General features: G+C 56.5%; 20 protein-coding genes. 6 read left to right on the top strand and 14 right to left on the bottom strand.

Going from position 1 to position 20,446, the window contains the following annotated elements; translation table 11 throughout:
- The first annotated feature begins 12 nt into the window (after positions 1-12).
- Positions 13-2,100 (top strand): YccS/YhfK family putative transporter, encoded by a 2,088-nt coding sequence (locus IM314_RS19655; RefSeq protein WP_045630318.1) that lies wholly within the window; start codon positions 13-15, stop codon positions 2,098-2,100.
- Here IM314_RS19655 and IM314_RS19650 read toward each other — a convergent pair.
- The 4 genes from IM314_RS19650 to ppiA form a co-directional block, all read right to left on the bottom strand.
- Entirely contained in the window at positions 2,097-3,317 is a 1,221-nt protein-coding gene (locus IM314_RS19650; RefSeq protein WP_193359262.1) for an aspartate aminotransferase family protein, read from the bottom strand. The genes IM314_RS19655 and IM314_RS19650 overlap by 4 nt on opposite strands.
- Before the next feature lie 86 nt (positions 3,318-3,403).
- Positions 3,404-3,967, bottom strand: a complete 564-nt coding sequence (gene pabA / locus IM314_RS19645) for an aminodeoxychorismate synthase component 2 (protein ID WP_045630316.1) — start codon at positions 3,965-3,967, stop codon at positions 3,404-3,406.
- A gap of 30 nt (positions 3,968-3,997) precedes the next feature.
- The gene (locus IM314_RS19640; protein WP_028014650.1) at positions 3,998-4,582 is read right to left on the bottom strand and encodes a putative adenosine monophosphate-protein transferase Fic; all 585 of its coding nucleotides are present in this window, start codon (positions 4,580-4,582) and stop codon (positions 3,998-4,000) included.
- A 107-nt stretch (positions 4,583-4,689) separates the two neighbouring features.
- Entirely contained in the window at positions 4,690-5,262 is a 573-nt protein-coding gene (ppiA, locus tag IM314_RS19635; protein WP_032644556.1) for a peptidylprolyl isomerase A, read from the bottom strand.
- A gap of 278 nt (positions 5,263-5,540) precedes the next feature.
- Here ppiA and tsgA point away from each other — a divergent pair, with 278 nt between their 5' ends.
- From tsgA to IM314_RS19610, 5 genes are all read left to right on the top strand, one after another.
- Positions 5,541-6,725, top strand: a complete 1,185-nt coding sequence (tsgA, locus tag IM314_RS19630; RefSeq protein WP_153656844.1) for an MFS transporter TsgA — start codon at positions 5,541-5,543, stop codon at positions 6,723-6,725.
- Positions 6,726-6,985: 260 nt separating this feature from the next.
- Complete coding sequence (nirB, locus tag IM314_RS19625; RefSeq protein WP_041911927.1) at positions 6,986-9,529, top strand: nitrite reductase large subunit NirB; 2,544 nt, start codon at positions 6,986-6,988, stop codon at positions 9,527-9,529.
- Positions 9,526-9,852: a nitrite reductase small subunit NirD gene (nirD, locus tag IM314_RS19620; protein ID WP_193359263.1), complete on the top strand. Its 327-nt coding sequence runs from the start codon at positions 9,526-9,528 to the stop codon at positions 9,850-9,852. The genes nirB and nirD overlap by 4 nt, the downstream gene beginning before the upstream one ends.
- 135 nt (positions 9,853-9,987) lie before the next feature.
- The gene (gene cysG, locus IM314_RS19615) at positions 9,988-11,361 is read left to right on the top strand and encodes a siroheme synthase CysG (protein WP_048959304.1); all 1,374 of its coding nucleotides are present in this window, start codon (positions 9,988-9,990) and stop codon (positions 11,359-11,361) included.
- A gap of 144 nt (positions 11,362-11,505) precedes the next feature.
- Complete coding sequence (locus tag IM314_RS19610) at positions 11,506-11,676, top strand: YhfL family protein (RefSeq protein WP_008503029.1); 171 nt, start codon at positions 11,506-11,508, stop codon at positions 11,674-11,676.
- A gap of 72 nt (positions 11,677-11,748) precedes the next feature.
- Here the strand turns inward: IM314_RS19610 and trpS are convergent, their stop codons facing one another.
- The 10 genes from trpS to IM314_RS19560 form a co-directional block, all read right to left on the bottom strand.
- Positions 11,749-12,753, bottom strand: a complete 1,005-nt coding sequence (gene trpS / locus IM314_RS19605; RefSeq protein WP_028014657.1) for a tryptophan--tRNA ligase — start codon at positions 12,751-12,753, stop codon at positions 11,749-11,751.
- Positions 12,746-13,507 (bottom strand): phosphoglycolate phosphatase, encoded by a 762-nt coding sequence (gene gph / locus IM314_RS19600; RefSeq protein WP_041911923.1) that lies wholly within the window; start codon positions 13,505-13,507, stop codon positions 12,746-12,748. The genes trpS and gph overlap by 8 nt, the downstream gene beginning before the upstream one ends.
- The gene (gene rpe / locus IM314_RS19595) at positions 13,500-14,177 is read right to left on the bottom strand and encodes a ribulose-phosphate 3-epimerase (RefSeq protein WP_023333698.1); all 678 of its coding nucleotides are present in this window, start codon (positions 14,175-14,177) and stop codon (positions 13,500-13,502) included. The genes gph and rpe overlap by 8 nt, the downstream gene beginning before the upstream one ends.
- A gap of 41 nt (positions 14,178-14,218) precedes the next feature.
- The gene (gene dam, locus IM314_RS19590) at positions 14,219-15,031 is read right to left on the bottom strand and encodes an adenine-specific DNA-methyltransferase (RefSeq protein WP_028014659.1); all 813 of its coding nucleotides are present in this window, start codon (positions 15,029-15,031) and stop codon (positions 14,219-14,221) included.
- A gap of 67 nt (positions 15,032-15,098) precedes the next feature.
- Entirely contained in the window at positions 15,099-16,400 is a 1,302-nt protein-coding gene (gene damX / locus IM314_RS19585) for a cell division protein DamX (RefSeq protein ID WP_193359264.1), read from the bottom strand.
- A gap of 92 nt (positions 16,401-16,492) precedes the next feature.
- Entirely contained in the window at positions 16,493-17,581 is a 1,089-nt protein-coding gene (gene aroB, locus IM314_RS19580) for a 3-dehydroquinate synthase (RefSeq protein WP_041911921.1), read from the bottom strand.
- A 57-nt stretch (positions 17,582-17,638) separates the two neighbouring features.
- Positions 17,639-18,160: a shikimate kinase AroK gene (gene aroK, locus IM314_RS19575; RefSeq protein WP_003861630.1), complete on the bottom strand. Its 522-nt coding sequence runs from the start codon at positions 18,158-18,160 to the stop codon at positions 17,639-17,641.
- Between the two features lie 286 nt (positions 18,161-18,446).
- Complete coding sequence (gene hofQ, locus IM314_RS19570) at positions 18,447-19,685, bottom strand: DNA uptake porin HofQ (protein ID WP_041911920.1); 1,239 nt, start codon at positions 19,683-19,685, stop codon at positions 18,447-18,449.
- Positions 19,597-20,001 (bottom strand): HofP DNA utilization family protein, encoded by a 405-nt coding sequence (locus tag IM314_RS19565; protein ID WP_193359265.1) that lies wholly within the window; start codon positions 19,999-20,001, stop codon positions 19,597-19,599. Before IM314_RS19565 ends, hofQ begins: the two co-directional genes overlap by 89 nt.
- A complete protein-coding gene (locus IM314_RS19560) occupies positions 19,991-20,446 on the bottom strand; it encodes a HofO (protein WP_193359266.1) in 456 nt (151 codons plus the stop codon). Before IM314_RS19560 ends, IM314_RS19565 begins: the two co-directional genes overlap by 11 nt.

The raw sequence follows: 20,446 nt of genomic DNA, 5'->3' as shown, positions 1-20,446 counted from the left end.
TCTCTATTCCCCATGTGGCGCAGGCTGATCTATCACCCGGAAGTTAACTACGCACTACGACAAACGCTGGTGCTGTGTCTTCCCGTGGCCGTGGGCCTGATCCTGGGACATCTTCAGCAGGGCCTGCTGTTTTCTCTCGTCCCCGCCTGCTGCAACATTGCCGGTCTGGACACGCCCCATAAACGCTTTTTCAAACGTCTGATAATTGGCGGCTCGCTGTTTGCTGGCTGTAGCCTCGCGGTGCAGCTTCTGCTGGCTCGCGATATTCCCCTGCCGCTGATCCTGACCGTGCTGGCGATGACCCTCGGCGTCACCGCCGAAATCAGCTCGCTCCATGCCCGTCTGCTTCCCGCGTCACTCATTGCGGCCATCTTCACCCTGAGCCTCGCCGGTAATATGCCCGTGTGGGAGCCGCTGCTGATCTACGCCCTCGGCACGCTGTGGTACGGGCTGTTTAACTGGTTCTGGTTCTGGCTGTGGCGGGAGCAGCCGCTGCGCGAATCTCTGAGCCTGCTCTACGTGCAGCTTGCGGATTACTGTGAAGCCAAATACACCCTGCTCACCCAGCATACGGATCCTGAAAAATCCTTACCGCCATTGCTGACGCGCCAGCAAAAGGTGGTAGACCTGATAAGCCAGTGCTATCAGCAGCTGCATATGCTCGCCGCCAACAAGAACCACGAGTACAAACGGCTGTTGCGCACCTTCCAGGTGGGGCTGGACCTTCAGGAGCATATCTCCGTTAGCCTTCACCACCCGCAGGAGGTGCAAAAGCTGGTTGAGCGCAGCCATGCCGAAGCGGTGATCCGCTGGAACGCACAAACCGTCTCCGCGCGCCTGCGGGTGCTGGCCGATGATATTCTCTACCACCGCTACCCCACGCGCTTTAACATGGACAAACAGCTCGGCGCGCTGGAGAAAATTGCCCGTCAGCACCCGGATAACCCGGTCGGCCAGTTCGCCGCCTGGCACTTCAGCCGCATCGCCCGCGTGCTGCGCACCCAGCGCCCGCTTTATTCCCGTGACCTGATGGCGGATAAACAGAAACGTCTCCCGCTGCTGCCGGCGCTGAGAAGCTACCTGTCTCTGAAATCTTCCGCTCTGCGCAACGCTGCAAGGATTAGCGTCATGCTCAGTATCGCCAGCCTGATGGGCATGGCGCTCCACCTGCCGAAACCGTACTGGATCTTAATGACCGTGCTGTTTGTTACCCAGAACGGCTATGGCGCCACGCGGGTGCGCATTCTGCACCGGGCAGGCGGCACGATGGCGGGGCTGATTATTGCGGGCGTGACGCTGCATTTTCACGTGCCCGAGGGCTATACCCTGGCGGGCATGCTGGCGATCACCCTGGTAAGCTATCTAATCATTCGCAAAAACTACGGCTGGGCGATGGTGGGCTTTACGGTGACGGCGGTATATACCCTTCAGCTGCTGACGCTTAACGGCGAACAGTTCATCGTTGCCCGCCTGATCGACACGCTGATTGGCTGCCTGATCGCCTTTGGCGGCATGGTCTGGCTGTGGCCGCAGTGGCAGAGCGGGCTGCTGAGGCAGAACGCCCACGACGCGCTGGAGGCCGATCAGCAGGCCATTCGCCTGATCCTGAGCGACGACCCGCAGCCCTCCCCGCTGGCGTATCAGCGGATGAAGGTCAACCAGGCGCATAACGCCCTGTTTAACTCGCTGAATCAGGCGATGCAGGAGCCGGGCTTTAACTCACACTATCTTGCCGATATGAAGCTGTGGGTCACGCACAGCCAGTTTATCGTCGAGCACATTAACGCCATGACCACGCTGGCGCGCGAGCACACCATGCTGACGCCGGATCTGGCGCAGCGCTATTTGCAGTCCTGTGAAATTGCCCTGCAGCGGTGTCAGCAGCGTCTGGAGTATGACGCGCCGGGCGAGTCGGGGGATTCGAACATTCTGGAGGCACCGGAGACGCTGACCCACGGCCCGATGAGCACCCTGGAGCAGCATTTGCAGCGCGTGCTGGGACATCTGAACACCATGCACACCATTTCGTCGGTGGCATGGCGTCAGCGCCCGCATCACGGCATTTGGTTAACGCGGCGGTTAAAGCGAACCGAGTATTAGCCTTTTACGATCTTCTCGACCGCTGCGGCAAAGCGGGTTAACCCGTCGTCAATATCCTTATCTTCCACCACCAGCGATGGCGCAAAGCGCATCACGTCAGGCCCGGCATTTAGCACCATCACCCCTTCGTGCGCGGCTGCGTGCAGGAAATCGCGCGCGCGGCCTTTGTACTGCGGCTTAAGCTCCGCACCAATCAGCAGCCCCATGCCGCGGATCTCGCTGAATACGTCGTACTTATTGTTAATCTGCTGGAGATGCTGCACAAACAGCTCGCGTTTCGCGCTAACGCCGTTTAGCACCTCAGGGGTGTTGATGATGTCGAACGCGGCACCTGCCACGGCGCTCGCCAGCGGGTTACCGCCGTAGGTCGAGCCGTGAGACCCGACGTGGAACGCAGAGGCAATCTCCTGCGTCGTCAGTACCGCACTCACCGGAAAACCGCCGCCGAGCGCTTTGGCGCTGGTCAGAATATCCGGCGTCACGCCGTAGTGCATGTAGGCAAACAGCTCTCCGGTACGCCCCATCCCGCACTGCACTTCATCAAACACCAGTAGCGCCTGATGTTCGTCGCACAGTTCGCGCAGCCCTTTCAGGAATTCCGGGGTTGCCGCGGTCACGCCGCCTTCGCCCTGAATCGGCTCCACCACCACTGCGCAGGTGTGGTCGTCCATCACCGCTTTCACCGCGTGCAGATCGTTAAACGGCACGTGGATAATGTCGGCTGGTTTCGGACCGAAGCCGTCGGAATACTTCGGCTGGCCGCCAACGGAGACGGTAAAGAAAGAGCGTCCGTGGAAGGCGTTATGAAAGGCGATGATTTTAGTTTTGTACGGGCTATGGCGCGTGGTGGCGTAGTAGCGCGCCAGCTTAAAGGCGGTTTCGTTGGCTTCGGTGCCGGAGTTCATAAACAGCACGCGCTCGGCAAACGTGGCATCAATGATCTTGCGACCCAGGCGCAGCGCAGGTTCGTTGGTGAACACGTTGCTGGTGTGCCACAGGGTTTCGCCCTGGGTTTTCAGCGCGTCCACCAGCGCAGGATGGCAGTGGCCCAGCGCCGTGACCGCAATACCGCCCGCGAAATCCACATACTCCTTGCCATGCTGATCCCAGACGCGGCTGCCTTTCCCCTTCACCGGGATAAACTCAGCCGGTGCATAAATCGGCAGAATCACTTCATCGAATGTCGCGCGGGTAATTGCTGGTTGTTCAGTTGCCATGTCATGCCCATCCATTTTATGTCACATTCATTGTGAAAATATAATCACAAAATATGCATAAAAACTCACAACAAGGCAACAGATATTCAGCGATTGAGGAAATTTGCCAGCAGGGCGTGCCCCTGCTCGCTGAGGATACTTTCAGGATGGAACTGCACGCCTTCGAGATCCCACTCGCGGTGGCGAATCCCCATGATCTCCTGCGTATCGCTCCAGGCGGTCACGTCAAAGCAGTCGGGCAGCGTCGGTGGGTCAATCACCAGCGAATGGTAGCGCGTCACGGTTAGCGGGTTATTCAGCCCTGTGAATACGCCCGTGCCGGTGTGGGTGACCGGCGAGGTTTTGCCGTGCATCACTTTCGCGGCACGCACGATGGTAGCCCCAAATGCCTGGGCAATCGCCTGATGACCGAGGCAGACGCCCAGGATCGGCAGCCTGCCGGCATAGTGGTGAATAATGTCCAGAGAAATGCCCGATTCCGACGGCGTACACGGTCCCGGCGAAATGACAATTTTCTGCGGAGCCAGCGCCTCAATATCAGACAGGCTGAGTTCGTCGTTGCGGCGGACAACCACCTCTGCACCCAGTTCACAAAAATACTGGTAAAGGTTCCAGGTGAAGGAATCGTAGTTATCAATCAGCAGAATCATGGCGGCTCCCGAAAAAAATGCCGCCCTATTCTACTCAGATTCCCGCGCTTCGCTCACTACTTTGGCAAAGATAGCGCTCAGCGCGGTCAAATCGCCCGTGGCACCGCTTCGGTTCGCCGCCACCCACTGCTCGGGATCAATATCCCGCCAGTCCAGCGCGTAATTCGCGTGGATGGCCAGCTGCTCAAAGAAGACGCGCTGAGCAATGCCATTACCGCGCATAAAGGGATGCAGCATATTGATTTCACAGTAGTAATGGCTCACTTTTTCAACAAACGCCGCTTTTTCAAGACCCACAAGATACTTATCACTTTCCAGCGCCGCCATCAGTTCGTTACCCATCGTCTCGATGTACTCAAAATGGCAGAAGGGAATGTCACCCTTAAAAATATCGTCGGTACGGAATTCGCCTGCCTGCTTCATCTCTCTGTGATACAGATGGCGATGAATGAGGCACAGATGCGGTAGCCCGGGCGCTGAGGGCCCAAGCTCCAGCGTCTCAATGCCGGGCTCTGAAGGACCATTACCTTTTTCAAGGAGACAACTGGCCTGAAAATTGACGTTACGCTGTTGCTCCCAGAGACGGGATTTTTGCTTATCGGTGAGTTTTTTCACTTAACGCCTCCCTGAATAGTCCGTTTGCCACAAGTATAAGCAGCAAAACGCGCTTTCGCAGGGAGGGCTGAAAGACACGGGCAGGATATGCCCGTGTGGGAGAACGATTACGGCAGCACTTTCGCGGAGAGAATCACCACTGGCTTAGACGGCACATTCTGGTATGGACCGACATCGTGGGTCTGAACCTGAGAGATTTTGTCCGCCACGTCCATCCCTTTCACAATTTTACCGAAGACCGCATAGCCGAAGTCGCGCTGGCCGTGGTCGAGGAAAGCGTTATCCGCCACGTTGAGGAAGAACTGGCTGGTGGCGCTGTCTTTATCCGCCGTGCGCGCCATGGAGATGGTGCCGCGCTTGTTCAGCAGGCCGTTGTCCGCTTCGTTTTTGATGGGTGGGTTAGGCTGTTTCTGCTGCATCTGCTCGTTGAAGCCGCCGCCCTGAATCATGAAGCCAGGGATCACGCGGTGGAAGGTGGTGTTGTTATAGAAACCACTGTTCACATAGTCGAGGAAGTTTTTCACAGAAACCGGAGCTTTCTGGCTATTTAGTTCCAGCTCAATGTTCCCGGCAGAGGTGGTCAGCAGAACGTGAGGGTCCCCTTTGGCTGCCAGCGCAGCAGGGGAAACGGCAGAAAGAGCAAACACAGCTGCGACAGCCGCCAGTGTTGATTTGAGCATGAGAATTCCTTAACAAAGCGCAGTATAAAAAGCGAATGGCTTGATTCTAAAGAGCAGTATGAACCGAGACCAGCCTTTTACCTAATTTTACGAAATTGAAACAATTATTACTGCGCAAACGATTGGTTATACCGCCATTTAGTGTGATTTAGATCACACTAAAACCTGCAATGGCATATTCATTTCCCTTAAAAGATAGGAATAGATCACTTTAGCGACTAAAATCTGCCCGCTCTCAGCGCCCTACCGGCGCTTTTCTTTTTCTGAACAGGCCAGACATGACTAACAGCAATCGCATCAAGCTCACATGGATAAGCTTCTTCTCCTACGCCCTGACCGGCGCGTTGGTGATCGTCACCGGGATGGTGATGGGAAATATCGCAGACTACTTCCAGCTGCCCGTTTCCAGCATGAGTAACACCTTCACCTTCCTCAACGCGGGGATCCTGATCTCAATCTTCCTGAATGCCTGGCTGATGGAAATCGTCCCGCTGAAAACCCAGCTGCGCTTCGGCTTCGTGCTGATGGTTGCCGCCGTGGCGGGCCTGATGTTGGGCCACAGCATCGCCCTGTTCTCCGCCGCCATGTTCGTGCTGGGCCTTGTCAGCGGGATCACGATGTCGATCGGTACGTTCCTTATTACGCACATGTATGAAGGCCGCCAGCGCGGCGCGCGCCTGCTGTTTACCGACTCCTTCTTCAGCATGGCCGGGATGATTTTCCCGATGGTCGCCGCGTATCTGCTCGCGCGCAGCATTGAATGGTACTGGGTATACGCCTGTATCGGTCTGGTCTATGTCGCGATCTTCATTCTGACCTTCGGCTGTGACTTCCCGGTGCTGGGCAAAAAAGCGCAGACCACCTCAGAGCCGGTGGCGAAGGAAAAATGGGGTATCGGCGTGCTGTTCCTCTCCATTGCCGCCCTGTGCTACATCCTCGGTCAGTTGGGCTTTATCTCGTGGGTACCTGAATACGCTAAAGGTCTGGGGATGAGCCTGAACGACGCGGGCAAACTGGTGAGCGATTTCTGGATGTCTTACATGTTCGGCATGTGGGCCTTTAGCTTCATCCTGCGCTTCTTCGACCTGCAACGTATTCTGACCGTCCTGGCGGGTCTGGCGACCGTGCTGATGTATCTGTTCATCAACGGTGCCCCGGAGCATATGCCATGGTTCATCCTGACCCTGGGCTTCTTCTCCAGCGCGATTTACACCTCAATCATCACCCTGGGCTCCCTGCAGACCAAAGTGGCTTCGCCAAAGCTGGTGAACTTCGTGCTGACCTGCGGCACCATCGGCACCATGCTGACCTTCGTGGTTACGGGCCCGATTGTGGCGCACAGCGGCCCGCTGGCCGCGCTGCACACCGCTAACGGTCTGTATGCCGTGGTGTTTATCATGTGTTTCATTCTGGGCTTCGTGACCCGTCACCGCCAGCACAATACGGCAACGACTACCCACTAATCGTCAAAACCCCTTTGCGTTCTGCAAGGGGGTTTTACCCTGCTTACCCGCTCTGACTGCCGATTCGTAAAAAACCCCGTCAAATTTGTGCGAAAAACAAGCAAGCACAAAAATCAAACAATATCCGTTACTTATAAAAAACCTGACAAATCATAGATATACCCACTAAGGGGTAGGTGAAGGCGTATTTGATTTGCATCAATAAGTGCCTCTGCTGAATCGTTAAGGTAGGCAGTAATAGAAAAGAAATCGAGGCAAAAATGAGCAAAGTCAGACTCGCTATCATCGGTAACGGCATGGTCGGCCACCGCTTTATTGAGGATCTTCTCGATAAAGCCGATGCTGACCAGTTCGATATTACCGTGTTCTGTGAAGAACCCCGCAAGGCGTACGACCGTGTGCACTTGTCTTCCTACTTCTCTCACCATACCGCCGAAGAGCTCTCTCTGGTGCGCGAAGGTTTTTACGAGAAGCATGGCGTAAAAGTGCTGGTGGGCGAACGCGCTATCACCATCAACCGTCAGGAGAAAGTGATCCACTCCAGCGCCGGGCGTACGGTTTTTTACGATAAGCTGATCATGGCGACTGGCTCGTATCCGTGGATCCCGCCGATTAAAGGGTCGGAAACCCAGGATTGCTTCGTTTACCGTACCATTGAAGACCTCAACGCCATTGAATCCTGCGCACGTCGAAGCAAACGCGGTGCGGTTGTTGGCGGTGGCCTGCTGGGCCTGGAAGCGGCAGGCGCGCTGAAAAACCTCGGCGTTGAAACCCACGTTATCGAATTTGCCCCGATGCTGATGGCGGAACAGCTGGACCACATGGGCGGCGACCAGCTGCGTCGTAAAATCGAAAGCATGGGTGTGAAGGTTCACACCAGCAAGAACACCAAAGAGATCGTGCAGGAAGGCACAGAGGCGCGTAAAACCATGCGCTTTGCCGACGGCAGCGAGCTGGAAGTGGACTTCATCGTCTTCTCCACCGGTATTCGTCCGCGCGATAAGCTCGCCACTCAGTGCGGCCTGGCGGTAGCGCAGCGCGGCGGGATCATGATTAACGATACCTGCCAGACCTCCGATCCGGATATCTACGCCATTGGCGAGTGCGCCAGCTGGAATAACCGCGTGTACGGTCTGGTGGCGCCAGGGTACAAAATGGCGCAGGTCGCCGTGGACCATATCCTCGGTAGCGAAAACGCCTTCACCGGCGCAGACATGAGCGCCAAGCTGAAGCTGCTGGGCGTGGACGTAGGCGGTATCGGCGATGCGCATGGCCGCACCCCGAACTCCCGCAGCTACGTCTATCTGGACGAAAGCAAAGAGGTCTACAAACGCCTTATCGTCAGCCAGGACAACAAAACCCTGCTCGGTGCGGTGCTGGTGGGCGATACCAGCGACTTCGGTAACCTGCTCCAGCTGGTGCTGAACGCCATTGAGCTGCCGGAAAACCCGGACGCGCTGATCCTGCCGGCGCACGCCTCCAGCGGTAAACCCTCTATCGGCGTGGATAAACTGCCTGACAGCGCGCAGATATGCTCCTGCTTCGACGTCACCAAAGGCATGCTGATCTCCGCCATCAACAAAGGCTGCCACACCGTTGCGGCGCTGAAGGCCGAAACCAAAGCCGGTACCGGCTGCGGCGGCTGTATTCCACTGGTGACTCAGGTGCTGAACGCTGAACTGGCGAAACAGGGCATCGAAGTGAACAACAACCTTTGCGAGCACTTCGCTTACTCTCGCCAGGAGCTGTATCACCTGATCCGTGTGGAAGGCATCAAGTCCTTCGACGAACTGCTGGAGAAACACGGCCAGGGCTACGGTTGTGAAGTGTGTAAGCCGACCGTCGGCTCCCTGCTGGCGTCCTGCTGGAATGAGTACGTGCTCAAACCAGAACACACGCCGCTGCAGGACACCAACGATAACTTCCTGGCGAACATCCAGAAAGACGGTACTTACTCCGTCATTCCGCGTTCCGCCGGTGGCGAAATCACCCCGGAAGGGCTGGTCGCCGTGGGCCGTATCGCCCGTGAGTTTAATCTGTACACCAAAATCACCGGTTCCCAGCGTATCGGCCTGTTTGGTGCGCAGAAAGACGATCTTCCGGAAATCTGGCGTCAGCTGATTGAGGCGGGCTTCGAAACCGGTCACGCGTATGCCAAAGCGCTGCGCATGGCGAAAACCTGCGTGGGCAGCACCTGGTGCCGCTACGGCGTAGGCGACAGCGTGGGCTTCGGCGTCGAGCTGGAAAACCGCTACAAAGGCATCCGTACCCCGCACAAAATGAAGTTCGGCGTCTCCGGCTGTACTCGTGAATGTGCGGAAGCGCAGGGTAAAGACGTAGGGATCATCGCCACCGAGAAAGGCTGGAACCTGTACGTGTGCGGCAATGGCGGGATGAAACCACGCCACGCGGACCTGCTGGCGGCGGATCTCGATCGCGATACGCTGATCAAGTATCTCGACCGCTTCATGATGTTCTACATTCGTACCGCCGATAAGCTGACCCGTACCGCGTCCTGGCTGGATAATCTCGAAGGCGGTATCGACTACCTGAAGTCGGTCATCATTGATGACAAGCTGGGTCTGAACGAACAGCTGGAATCCGAGATGGCTCGCCTGCGCGAGGCGGTGATCTGCGAGTGGACCGAAACCGTCAACACCCCGGCGGCGCAGACGCGCTTCAAACACTTTATCAACAGCACCCAGCGCGACCCGAACGTGCAGGTGGTGCCGGAGCGCGAACAGCATCGTCCTGCAACCCCGTATGAACGCATTCCGGTGATGCTGGTGGAGGAAAACGCATGAGCCAGTGGGTAAACATCTGCAACATTAACGACATTCTGCCAGCAACCGGCGTCTGTGCTTTGCTGGGTAACGAGCAGGTAGCTATTTTCCGCCCTCGCCACGATGAACAGGTCTTTGCCATCAGCAATATCGATCCGTTCCTTGAGGCCAGCGTGCTCTCCCGCGGTCTGATTGCTGAACACCAGGGTGAGCTGTGGGTCGCCAGTCCGCTGAAAAAGCAGCGTTTCCGCTTAACCGACGGGCACTGCATGGAAGATGAAAGCTTCTCCGTGAAGCACTACGACGTCCGCGTGAAGGACGGCAAGGTGCAGCTCAAAGCGTAACCCTCCGCTTTTCCAATAGGAAAGGCTTATGACCCCTTATGGGTAACGGCAGGAAAAACCGTATGTTCTGTACGATTCCTGCTGTTATCCTGACGTCAATTCTTACCCCCTCCTTGAATGCTGTGAGGTAACGTCGTGGACCACCTGCCGATTTTCTGTCAATTACGCCATCGCGACTGCCTGCTTGTAGGCGGCGGCGATGTGGCTGAACGCAAAGCGCGCCTGTTGCTGGATGCTGGAGCCCGACTGACCGTCAATGCCCTCACTTTCGCTCCGCAGTTTGACGTCTGGGCGCAGGAAGGGATGCTCACGCTGGTGCAGGGGGAGTTTGATGAGTCCTTGCTGGATACCTGCTGGCTGACCATTGCCGCGACGGATGACGATGAAGTGAACCAGCGCGTCAGCGACGCCTGCGAAGCGCGCCGGATCTTCTGTAACGTGGTGGATGCGCCGAAAGAGGCCAGCTTTATCATGCCGTCGATTATCGACCGTTCACCGCTGATGATCGCGGTGTCTTCCGGCGGCCGCTCGCCCGTACTTGCCCGCCTGCTGCGGGAAAAACTGGAAGCTATTTTGCCGCAGCATCTCGGCCAGATAGCCCACTACGCCGGGCAGCTTCGCTCCCGCGTGAAGCAAACCTTCTCAACCGTGGGTGAGCGTCGTCGCTTCTGGGAGAAATTTTTCGTTAACGACAGGCTGGCGCAGTCGCTGGCGAATCAGGACGCGAAAGCGATTGAAGAGACGACCGAGCAGCTGCTGAGCGAGCCGCTGGATCACCGTGGTGAAGTGGTGCTGGTCGGGGCTGGTCCGGGAGATGCGGGTTTACTGACCCTGAAAGGGCTCCAGCAGATCCAGCAGGCGGATATCGTGGTGTATGACCGCCTGGTCTCCGATGACATCATGAACCTGGTGCGCCGCGACGCCGACCGCGTCTTCGTCGGTAAACGGGCAGGCTACCACTGCGTGCCGCAGGAGGAGATTAATCAGATCCTGCTGCGTGAAGCGCAAAAGGGAAAACGCGTGGTGCGCCTTAAGGGCGGCGATCCGTTTATCTTTGGCCGCGGCGGCGAGGAGCTGGAAACCCTGTGCAATGCAGGCATTCCGTTCTCCGTGGTGCCGGGCATAACGGCGGCATCCGGCTGTTCAGCCTACTCAGGCATTCCGTTGACCCATCGCGACTACGCCCAGAGCGTGCGTCTGGTCACGGGCCATCTGAAAACCGGCAGCGAGCTGGACTGGCATAACCTGGCCGCTGAAAAGCAGACGCTGGTGTTCTACATGGGGCTGAACCAGGCCGCCACCATCCAGGCGAAACTGCTGGAACACGGCATGGAGGCTGATATGCCCGTTGCGCTGGTGGAAAACGGGACGTCAATCAAGCAGCGCGTGGTGAATGGCGCGCTGACGCAGCTCGGTGAGCTGGCGCAGCAGGTCGAAAGCCCGGCGCTGATTGTGGTGGGTCGCGTGGTTGAACTGCGCGATAAGCTGAACTGGTTCTCGAATCACTAACGCATATTCTCCCCCCTTCGAGTAGTCCTTAAGCGGACTACTCCCTTCATACCCCAGTCGATAACATACCGCTCGCATAGTGGAACTTTTCCATTTATTCCCTCGTGTTACATCCAATTTAAGATTTTTAGACAAGGAATGCGTATGTTCAAGCTGGCAAAAGCCGCCGTTCTGGTTGGCCTGTTATCGACTCTGACCGCCTGCACCGGTCACGTTCAAAATACTAAAAATAACTGCAGCTACGATTACCTGCTGCACCCGGCGATCTCCATTTCGAAGATCATCGGCGGTTGCGGCCCGGCGGCGCAGCAGTAAGCGTTTTTCAGGCGTAAAAAAACCGGGGATTTCCCGGTTTTTTTATTGAGTCCGTATTTATCGGGTGGCGGCTTAAGGTTTCGCCACAAACCCAATCGCCTCGTACACCGCTTTCAGGGTTTCGGACGCGCGCGCGCTGGCTTTTTCCGCGCCGTCTTTCATCACCTTCTGCAGGAAAGCTTCGTCGTTACGGTAGCGGTTGTAGCGCTCCTGCAGCTCGGTCAGCATGCCGGAAACGGCCTCTGCCACTTCACCCTTCAGGTGGCCGTACATCTTGCCTTCGAAGTGTTTTTCCAGCTCGGGAATGCTCTGGCCGGTCACGCCGGAGAGAATGTCCAGCAGGTTGGAGACGCCCGCCTTGTTCTGCACGTCGTAGCGCACCACTGGCGGCTCGTCGGAGTCGGTGACCGCACGCTTGAGCTTTTTCACCACCGATTTTGGATCTTCCAGCAGGCCGATAACGTTGTTGCGGTTATCGTCAGACTTGGACATCTTCTTGGTTGGCTCCAGCAGCGACATCACGCGCGCGCCGGATTTCGGGATAAACGGCTCTGGCACTTTGAATACGTCGCCGTAAAGCGCGTTAAAGCGCTGGGCGATATCACGGCTCAGCTCCAGGTGCTGCTTCTGGTCTTCACCCACCGGCACCTGGTTGGTCTGGTACAGCAGGATGTCGGCCGCCATCAGCACCGGATAGTCGAACAGGCCAGCGTTGATGTTTTCAGAGTAGCGGGCAGACTTATCCTTGAACTGGGTCATGCGGCTCAGCTCGCCGAAATAGGTATAGCAGTTCAGCGCCCAGCCCAGCTGCGCATGCTCCGGCACGTGAGACTGAACGAAAATGGTGCTCTTTTCAGGATCGATACCGCAGGCCAGATAGAGGGCCAGGGTGTCCAGGGTGGCTTTGCGCAGCTTCTCAGGATCCTGACGCGCGGTGATAGCATGCAAATCTACGATGCAGTAAATGCAATGGTAGTCATCCTGCATGCTGACCCACTGACGCAACGCACCCATGTAGTTACCAATGGTCAATTCACCTGAAGGCTGTGCGCCACTAAAAACGATGGGCTTAGTCATTATTCAATTCCTGATGTTCACTGTGCGAAAGCCCGAGTGCGGGCAACAAATCTTTGAAGTGGTCGAACACAACATCCGGCTCACTCAGCGTAATGGCCTCACCGTAGTTGTAGCCATAGGTTAAACCGACGGAAGGACACCCCGCCGCTCGGGCAGCCAGAATATCATTACGCGAATCCCCGACAAAGAGCAGCTCCGCAGGCGTTAAGGATAATTTTCCTGCCACCAGCAACAGCGGCTCCGGATGCGGCTTTTTGTTCTGCACGTCATCCCCGCCTACAATCACGGAAAAATATTTCGCGATATTGAGCGCTTCCAGCAGCGGCGCAACAAACGGCGTCGGCTTGTTGGTCACCAGTCCCAGCGGGATGCCTTTTGCGTGCAGCGCGCTCAGGGTTTCCTGGACGTCCGGGAACAGGAAGCTCCCCTCCTCGACGGCCTCTTCGTAGAAACGATCGAACAGCTTGCGCAGAATACGCAGCTGCTCATCCTGCGGGATATCGGCGTGATCGACGCTTGGTTTCCCCTGCGCGGAACGCTGCGACGCACGTTCCTGACGAGCCCACGTCAACGCGCGCTCCATCAGGACATCGGCACCGTTGCCAATCCATGTAATCACACGATCTTCGCCCGCAACGGGCAGTTCCAGTGCATACAGCGCCTGATCGACGGCGCTCGTTAAGCCCGGCGCGCTGTCCACCAGCGTGCCGTCGAGGTCGAATGCCACACCCCGAATTGCCTGCAATTTATCCATGACTTACCTTCGCCAGCTCGCGGCGCATTTCATCAATGACTTTTTTGTAATCCGGTTGGTCGAAAATTGCCGAACCTGCAACGAACATATCCGCGCCCGCTGCCGCAATTTCGCCAATATTATTCACTTTCACACCGCCGTCCACTTCCAGACGAATATCATAGCCAGACTCGTCAATGCGACGGCGCACTTCGCGCAGCTTATCCAGCGTGTGAGGGATGAACGACTGGCCGCCAAAGCCCGGGTTAACGGACATCAGCAAAATCACGTCCAGCTTGTCCATCACGTAATCGAGATAGCTCAACGGTGTTGCCGGGTTAAACACCAGCCCCGCCTTACAGCCGTTCTCTTTGATCAGCTGCAGCGTGCGGTCAACGTGCTCGGAGGCTTCCGGATGGAAAGTGATAATGCTGGCGCCCGCTGCGGCGAAGTCAGGCACGATGCGGTCGACAGGCTTCACCATCAGGTGAACGTCAATCGGTGCGGTAATGCCGTAGTTACGCAGGGCCTTGAGCACCATCGGACCGATGGTCAGATTGGGAACGTAGTGGTTATCCATAACGTCGAAATGGACGACATCTGCGCCAGCTGCGAGAGCTTCCGCCGTGTCTTCACCCAGGCGGGCAAAATCGGCCGACAGAATTGAGGGGGCAATCAAAAACTGTTTCATCCGCATCTCCTTGAAATGTGTTTACCGGCGGGCAAAACGGCTCAGGGGCGATAAAGAGCCAGGAGTTCGTCCACCTTTTTACGTGTGCCGCCGTTGCTGCTAATGCTACGCCGCACCTTAACCTGAAAATGCTTCGCGGCTTTGTACCATTCGCGCGTATCAGGGGTATCGTGATTTGAAATTAACACCGGAATTCTTTTGCTGACCAGTTTTTCCGCCATCTCCGCCAGGCGGGCCTGTTCGGCCGGGCTGAAGCTATTGGTGTGGTAGGCGGTGAAGTTCGCCGTCGCAGACAGCGGCGCATAAGGCGGATCGCAGTAGACCACCGAGTTTACGCCTGCCAGTTCCATGCACTCTTCATAGGAGAGGCAGTGGAACTCTGCATTCTGCGCTTTCTTCGCAAAATGATACAGCTCGTCCTGCGGGAAGTACGGGCGCTTATAACGACCAAACGGCACGTTAAATTCGCCGCGCAAATTATACCGGCACAGGCCGTTGTAACCATGACGGTTGAGGTAAAGGAACAGCAGCGCGCGGCGGAACGGATCCTGGCTCTGATTAAATTCCGTGCGGAACTGATAGTAAACGTCAGGGCTGTTGTTCTCTGGCGTAAACAGCTTGCGCGCCTCTTCCACATACTCATCTGTACGCAGCTTAACGATGTTATAGAGGCTGATAAGGTCGCTGTTGATATCCGCCAGGATATAACGAGAAAAATCGGTGTTCAGGAACACCGATCCCGCACCCACGAAGGGCTCGATAAGACACTCGCCTTTTGGCAGGTGCTTTTTAATATCATCGAGCAGGGGGTATTTCCCCCCTGCCCATTTCAGAAAAGCGCGATTTTTTTTCATGCTGACTAACTGATTACACCTTCTCCGGCTGTGGAGAAAGCTCCGACAGCATCCTGCGCTTTAAACATTACTTCAGATCGGCCTGCACCTGATGAATCGGCTTCGCCCACGGGTTTTTCGCCTGAACGTCTGCTGGCAGTGTCGCCACGGCGCGCTTCGCTTCATCTTTGGAAGCATACACACCGCTCACCAGCACGTACCACGGCTGTCCGTTACGGGTTGTCTGATAAACCACGTAGTTTTTCAGATTCGATTTCTTCGCCCAGCCGTTGAGGTTGTCATAGTTAGACGAACTGCTCAACTGCAGCGTGTAGTTGCTGGACGGTGCAGATTTCAGCGAACCGACGTTGCCAGCTGTTTTACCTGCTGCAGCACTGGAAGCCGTCGCCGTTGCGGCAGGCGCAGCGGTGGCAGCAGGTGCCGTTGTGGTTGCCGTCGCTTTCGGCGCAGTCTGCGTGACTGGCGCTTTAGCCGGCTCGCTCACGGCAGCCGTTTCAGAGCGTTTCGGCTGTGCCGGTGCGGCTTTCACTTCAGGCGCTTTTACCACTGCCTGAGGCTTGGTTTCACGCTTAGGCTCAATGACCGCCTGCTTACGTTCAGGACGCGTCGCAGTTTGCGTCTGGCGCGGTTTAGTTTCCGTTGCTGCCGTCTGCGGCTGCGCGGTAGCACCGTGGATCGGCGCGACGGTTGCAGGTTCAGTTGGCAGCGTAGAGTTAACCACAACGTTATCAACCTGCTGCTGGTTTTGCGGCTGCATCAGCGCATTGTTCAGGTCTCCCTGAACTTCAACACGCTGCTGGCCTTCGGGCGTGACAGGTGCCTGGCCCTGAGCAGGCGTTGATGAAACGGGCGGCAGAGAAACATCCTGCGGCGTCGTTGTGTTGCTGGCAGTCTGCTCAGCGGAAGTGGTGCCCGGCGCTGGCTGTGCACCATTCGCCTGATCCGTCGCATCATTACCGGAGAGGTTGATGCTCTTCTCTGCGGAGGCGGTTTGTTCGGTTGAGTTGGAGGACGGTGCTTTCAGCGCGGAGCCAATGCCAACAATCAGCAGCACAAGCACCAGAACGCCAAGTCCCATCATGATGTACTGACGGGAGGCCGGTTTCTGCGCTGCGGCTTTTTTACGTTTACGCGGGCGACGCTCTACAGGCTGTTCGTCCATTGAATCTTCTTCGGACTCATAATCCTCTTCTTCTCGCTCATCACGCGCGTTGCGGCTGCGCGAAGGGCGACGATCGTCTGCATCCAGATCAACATCGTCAAAGTTGATCTGCGGCTCGTTATCACGTTCTGAAGATTGACGAGAACGACCAGTACGACGATCGCTGGGATCGGGTTTCAGCTCGTCTTCTGGTTTGAATTCATCCATTTAACACCCCACTCAAAGGCTTATGCCTACGTCTTTGCATTTCGCCTGAAGCTAAACGACCACCGATAACAGTGGCCTGACCTTTCTAGTTGTTACGCCTGCTGGCAATCAGCAATGGCGCCAAGAACGACATCGTGCGACACTCCGCCGCGCACTTCACTCTTCCCTATTGCAAGCGGGAGTACAAGACGCATCTCACCTGCCAATACTTTTTTATCGCGCATCATGTGGGGTAAATACGCCTGCGCCGACATCTCCTGCGGCCCGGTGACCGGCAAACCTGCACGTTCAAGTAGCGCAATGATACGTGCCGTCTCTTCCGGTTTAAACTGCCCAAGACGTTCAGAGGTGCGGGCTGCCATGACCATGCCAGCCGCGACGGCTTCACCGTGCAGCCAGTTGCCGTAACCCATTTCGGCTTCAATGGCGTGGCCAAACGTATGCCCAAGATTCAGTAAAGCACGTAAGCCGGTTTCACGCTCGTCTGCCGCGACAACTTCTGCTTTCAGCTCACAACAACGACGAATGCAGTATGCCAGTTTCGCCTCATCCAGGCGCAGCAGCGCATCCATATTCTCTTCAAGCCAGTTAAAGAACTCGCCATCCAGAATAATGCCGTATTTGATCACTTCAGCCAGCCCAGAGGCCAGCTCGCGTTTCGGCAGGGTTTTCAGGCAGTCGAGATCCACCACCACCGACGCAGGCTGGTAGAACGCGCCAATCATGTTTTTGCCGAGGGGATGGTTGACTGCCGTTTTGCCACCGACAGAGGAGTCGACCTGAGATAGCAACGTGGTCGGGATTTGAATAAAACGGACGCCACGCTGATAGCTTGCGGCCGCAAAGCCGGTCAGATCGCCCACAACACCGCCGCCCAGGGCAAGCAGTGTTGTATCGCGACCGTGCGGTTTTTGCAGCAATGCGGTAAAGACGGTATCGAGTACCGTCAAGCTTTTATACTGCTCGCCATCGGGCAGAATCACACTGTCGACTTTTACGCCTGCCTGCTCAAGCAGGTGGCGCACGCGGTCGAGATAAAGCGGAGCCAGCGTCTCATTGGTGACCAGCATCGCCTGATCACCCGCTTTTAGTGGTAAAAAGGAAGCTGGGTCGTTAAACAAACCAGCCGCGATGGTGATAGGGTAACTACGTTCCCCGAGAGTAACTGTAATCCTCTCCATGACGCGACATCCACCTTTAATGCTTTTACCCGCAGGCGAGTGTATATAAAGCCAGAATCAGTTGCTTTCCAGCATATGAATAATCTGGTTTGCAACCACTTTAGCGCTCTGATCGTCGGTACGAATGGTCACATCGGCAATCTCTTCATACAGCGGATTGCGTTCGTCGGCCAACGCTTCCAGAACTTCGCGTGGTGGCGTTTCAACCTGCAGCAGCGGGCGCTTTTTATCGCGCTGCGTACGTGCCAGCTGTTTCTCAATGGTCGTCTCAAGATAGACCACTACGCCACGGGCGGAGAGACGGTTGCGGGTTTCGCGAGATTTCACAGAGCCGCCGCCTGTTGCCAGTACGATGCCCTGTTTTTCCGTGAGTTCGTTGATCACTTTTTCTTCTCGGTCACGGAAACCTTCTTCGCCTTCTACATCGAAAACCCAGCCCACATCAGCTCCGGTTCGTTTCTCAATCTCTTGATCAGAATCGTAAAATTCCATATTGAGTTGTTGAGCTAACTGACGCCCAATAGTGCTTTTGCCGGCACCCATAGGCCCAACCAGAAAGATATTGCGTTTCTCTGCCATTTTATCGGTACTACTAAGACTATTCGTTAATGGTAATCCCCGCTTCGCAGACACCCGGCGTAGCAGGACATGAACTGAAACCTCATATGCAATAGAGCGAGAGTCAGACTAAAAATTATCTCAATACTCCGGCTTGTTTGGCAACTGATTAAATCACCGCGCCGGACGCATAAGGTAATAAGACGTAAGTCCAACTCAAATCGGTACTCCTTGTATGCTAATTCATGCCCCACGTCAAACATCTGCAACAAACTGAATGCAAAATCATTGCGGGGATCGTTACCCGTTAGTGAATACCGACCAGACGTGGCGTAATAAACACCACTAACTCACGCCGCTCATTATCTTTTCCATCATGGCGAAAAAGCTGTCCCAGCCAGGGGATGCTCCCAAGCCCGGGCACGCTGTCACTGCCGGTTTTGTTCTTTTGCGAGAAAATTCCCCCCAGCGCCAGCGTTTCTCCACTTTTTACCTCCACCTGGGTTTCTATCTCCTGCTTATCGATGGCAAGCGTTTCGCCATCGGCCTGCTGCAGCACCTGTCCCGGCATGTTTTCACTGATGTGTAGCTTCAGGCGCACGCGCCCACCGGGCAATACTACCGGCGTGACCTCCATTCCGAGTACCGCCTCTTTGAACTCCACCGAGGTCGCCCCGCTTTCACCGCTTGAAACCTGATACGGGATCTCACTCCCCTGCTTAATGCTGGCCGGTTGCATGTGCGAGGCCAGCAGCCGCGGGCTGGCAATGATATCGACCTGCTGTTTTTGCTCCAGCGCAGAGAGCTCCAGATCCAGCAGCCTGCCGTTAATCCGCCCGATGTTAAACCCCACATGCGTGGTAGCACTGGCCACGGAAAGATCGCTGCCAAGCGTCGTGAGCTGTCCAACCTTGCCCGCCTCAGTGGCCTCGGCAAGATTCCACTTCACCCCCAACTCTCGCAGGCTTTTTTCATTAATGGTGACAATGTGCGCCGCCAGTTCGACCTGCTCGACGGGAATATCCATCTGAGCCGCCCACTGCTGCAGCGCCTCCAGCACCGCCTGGTTATCCCTGATGAGCAGACGGTTGGTGCGTTTGTCGACAGATAAACTCCCCTTTGGGCTCAGGAGCTTTTCAGCCGCTTTTTGCAGTTCTCCGGCATCCGCATAAGAAAATGGGATGCTGTGCGAGACCAGCGGAGCATCAAGCTGTCGACGCGCTCGCTCCTGCTCTAAACGTTCCCGCTGTTCACGCTGCCAGGCCGCGGTATGGACATAATAAATACCGCCCTCCTCTCGTAAAACGAGTCCGGCGCTGGTGACTACCGTCTGTAACGCCTGCCGCCAGGGAACGCGCGTCAGGTTAAGCGAGAGCGTGCCGCCGACATCCGGCGATACCACCAGATTACGGTTCTCCTGCGCAACCAGCGCCTGTAGCACCTGAACCACCGGCACGTCATCCACCACCAGCGTGACCGGCTTTGGCGCGGCGGCCCACAGCGGGCGGCTGAACGCCAGCAGCAACAGCACTATCCTTAACTTCATTTTTATCCTTTCCTTCTCGTTGCCACGCCCATTCTTCGGGATCGCATGAGTCACCCACATCAACAACCAGTTCCGTTTCATTGATGGCCGTTATCCGCCAGCCCGCCGGGAAACGATCGTGCTCTTTCAGACGATGCCAGCGCCGTTGCCCATCCAGCAAAATACCAACGCGCTGCTGCCCTCCCACCATTCCGCGGTAGTGCCACTGTGCCAACTCGGCTGTGGCGCAGGGGTCGTCCGGCGGGCGAAACGGATCGCGCATGCCGGTCAACAGCAGCGTCGAGCAAACCAGCAGGTATCTCGCGCTATTTCGCATATTCCAGCTCCAGCCTCAGGCGTAACGCCGTACTTTGTGGCGCAAGCGTAAAAGCAGCGACCCGCACATCCCGCTGCGCCAGCCGGGAAAAAAGAGGCGGGATCGCCTGCCACTGCGCCTCCAGCGCCAGTTCACCGCCGTTTTGCAACGGCTTCCAGTGAAGGAGCCTTGTACCCTCCCCCTGAAAATCGAGCGGTGAAAAGGGCTTTATCTCCAGTGCCGTCCGGGTTTGCGGGCTAAACGGCACCTGACTGGCGGTGGGCCACAGCGACGCGTTAGTCCGCGCCGCCTGGCTCAACTGCTGCCGCTGCTCCGCACACTGCCTCTCTGCTGGCCGGAGCAATACACCCCATGCTGTCAGGCCCATCAGGAGAATACCCAGCCCCCCGCAGACCAGCCGACACCAGGGACGACTTTCACACCAGCGTTCTGGCAAGGTCTCCAC

The sequence above is a fragment of the Enterobacter cloacae complex sp. P42RS genome (assembly GCF_014930595.1).
Lineage (GTDB): Bacteria > Pseudomonadota > Gammaproteobacteria > Enterobacterales > Enterobacteriaceae > Enterobacter > Enterobacter bugandensis.
Note: the sequence above shows the minus strand (reverse complement) of the source record. Positions and strands in the feature narration are given on the sequence as shown.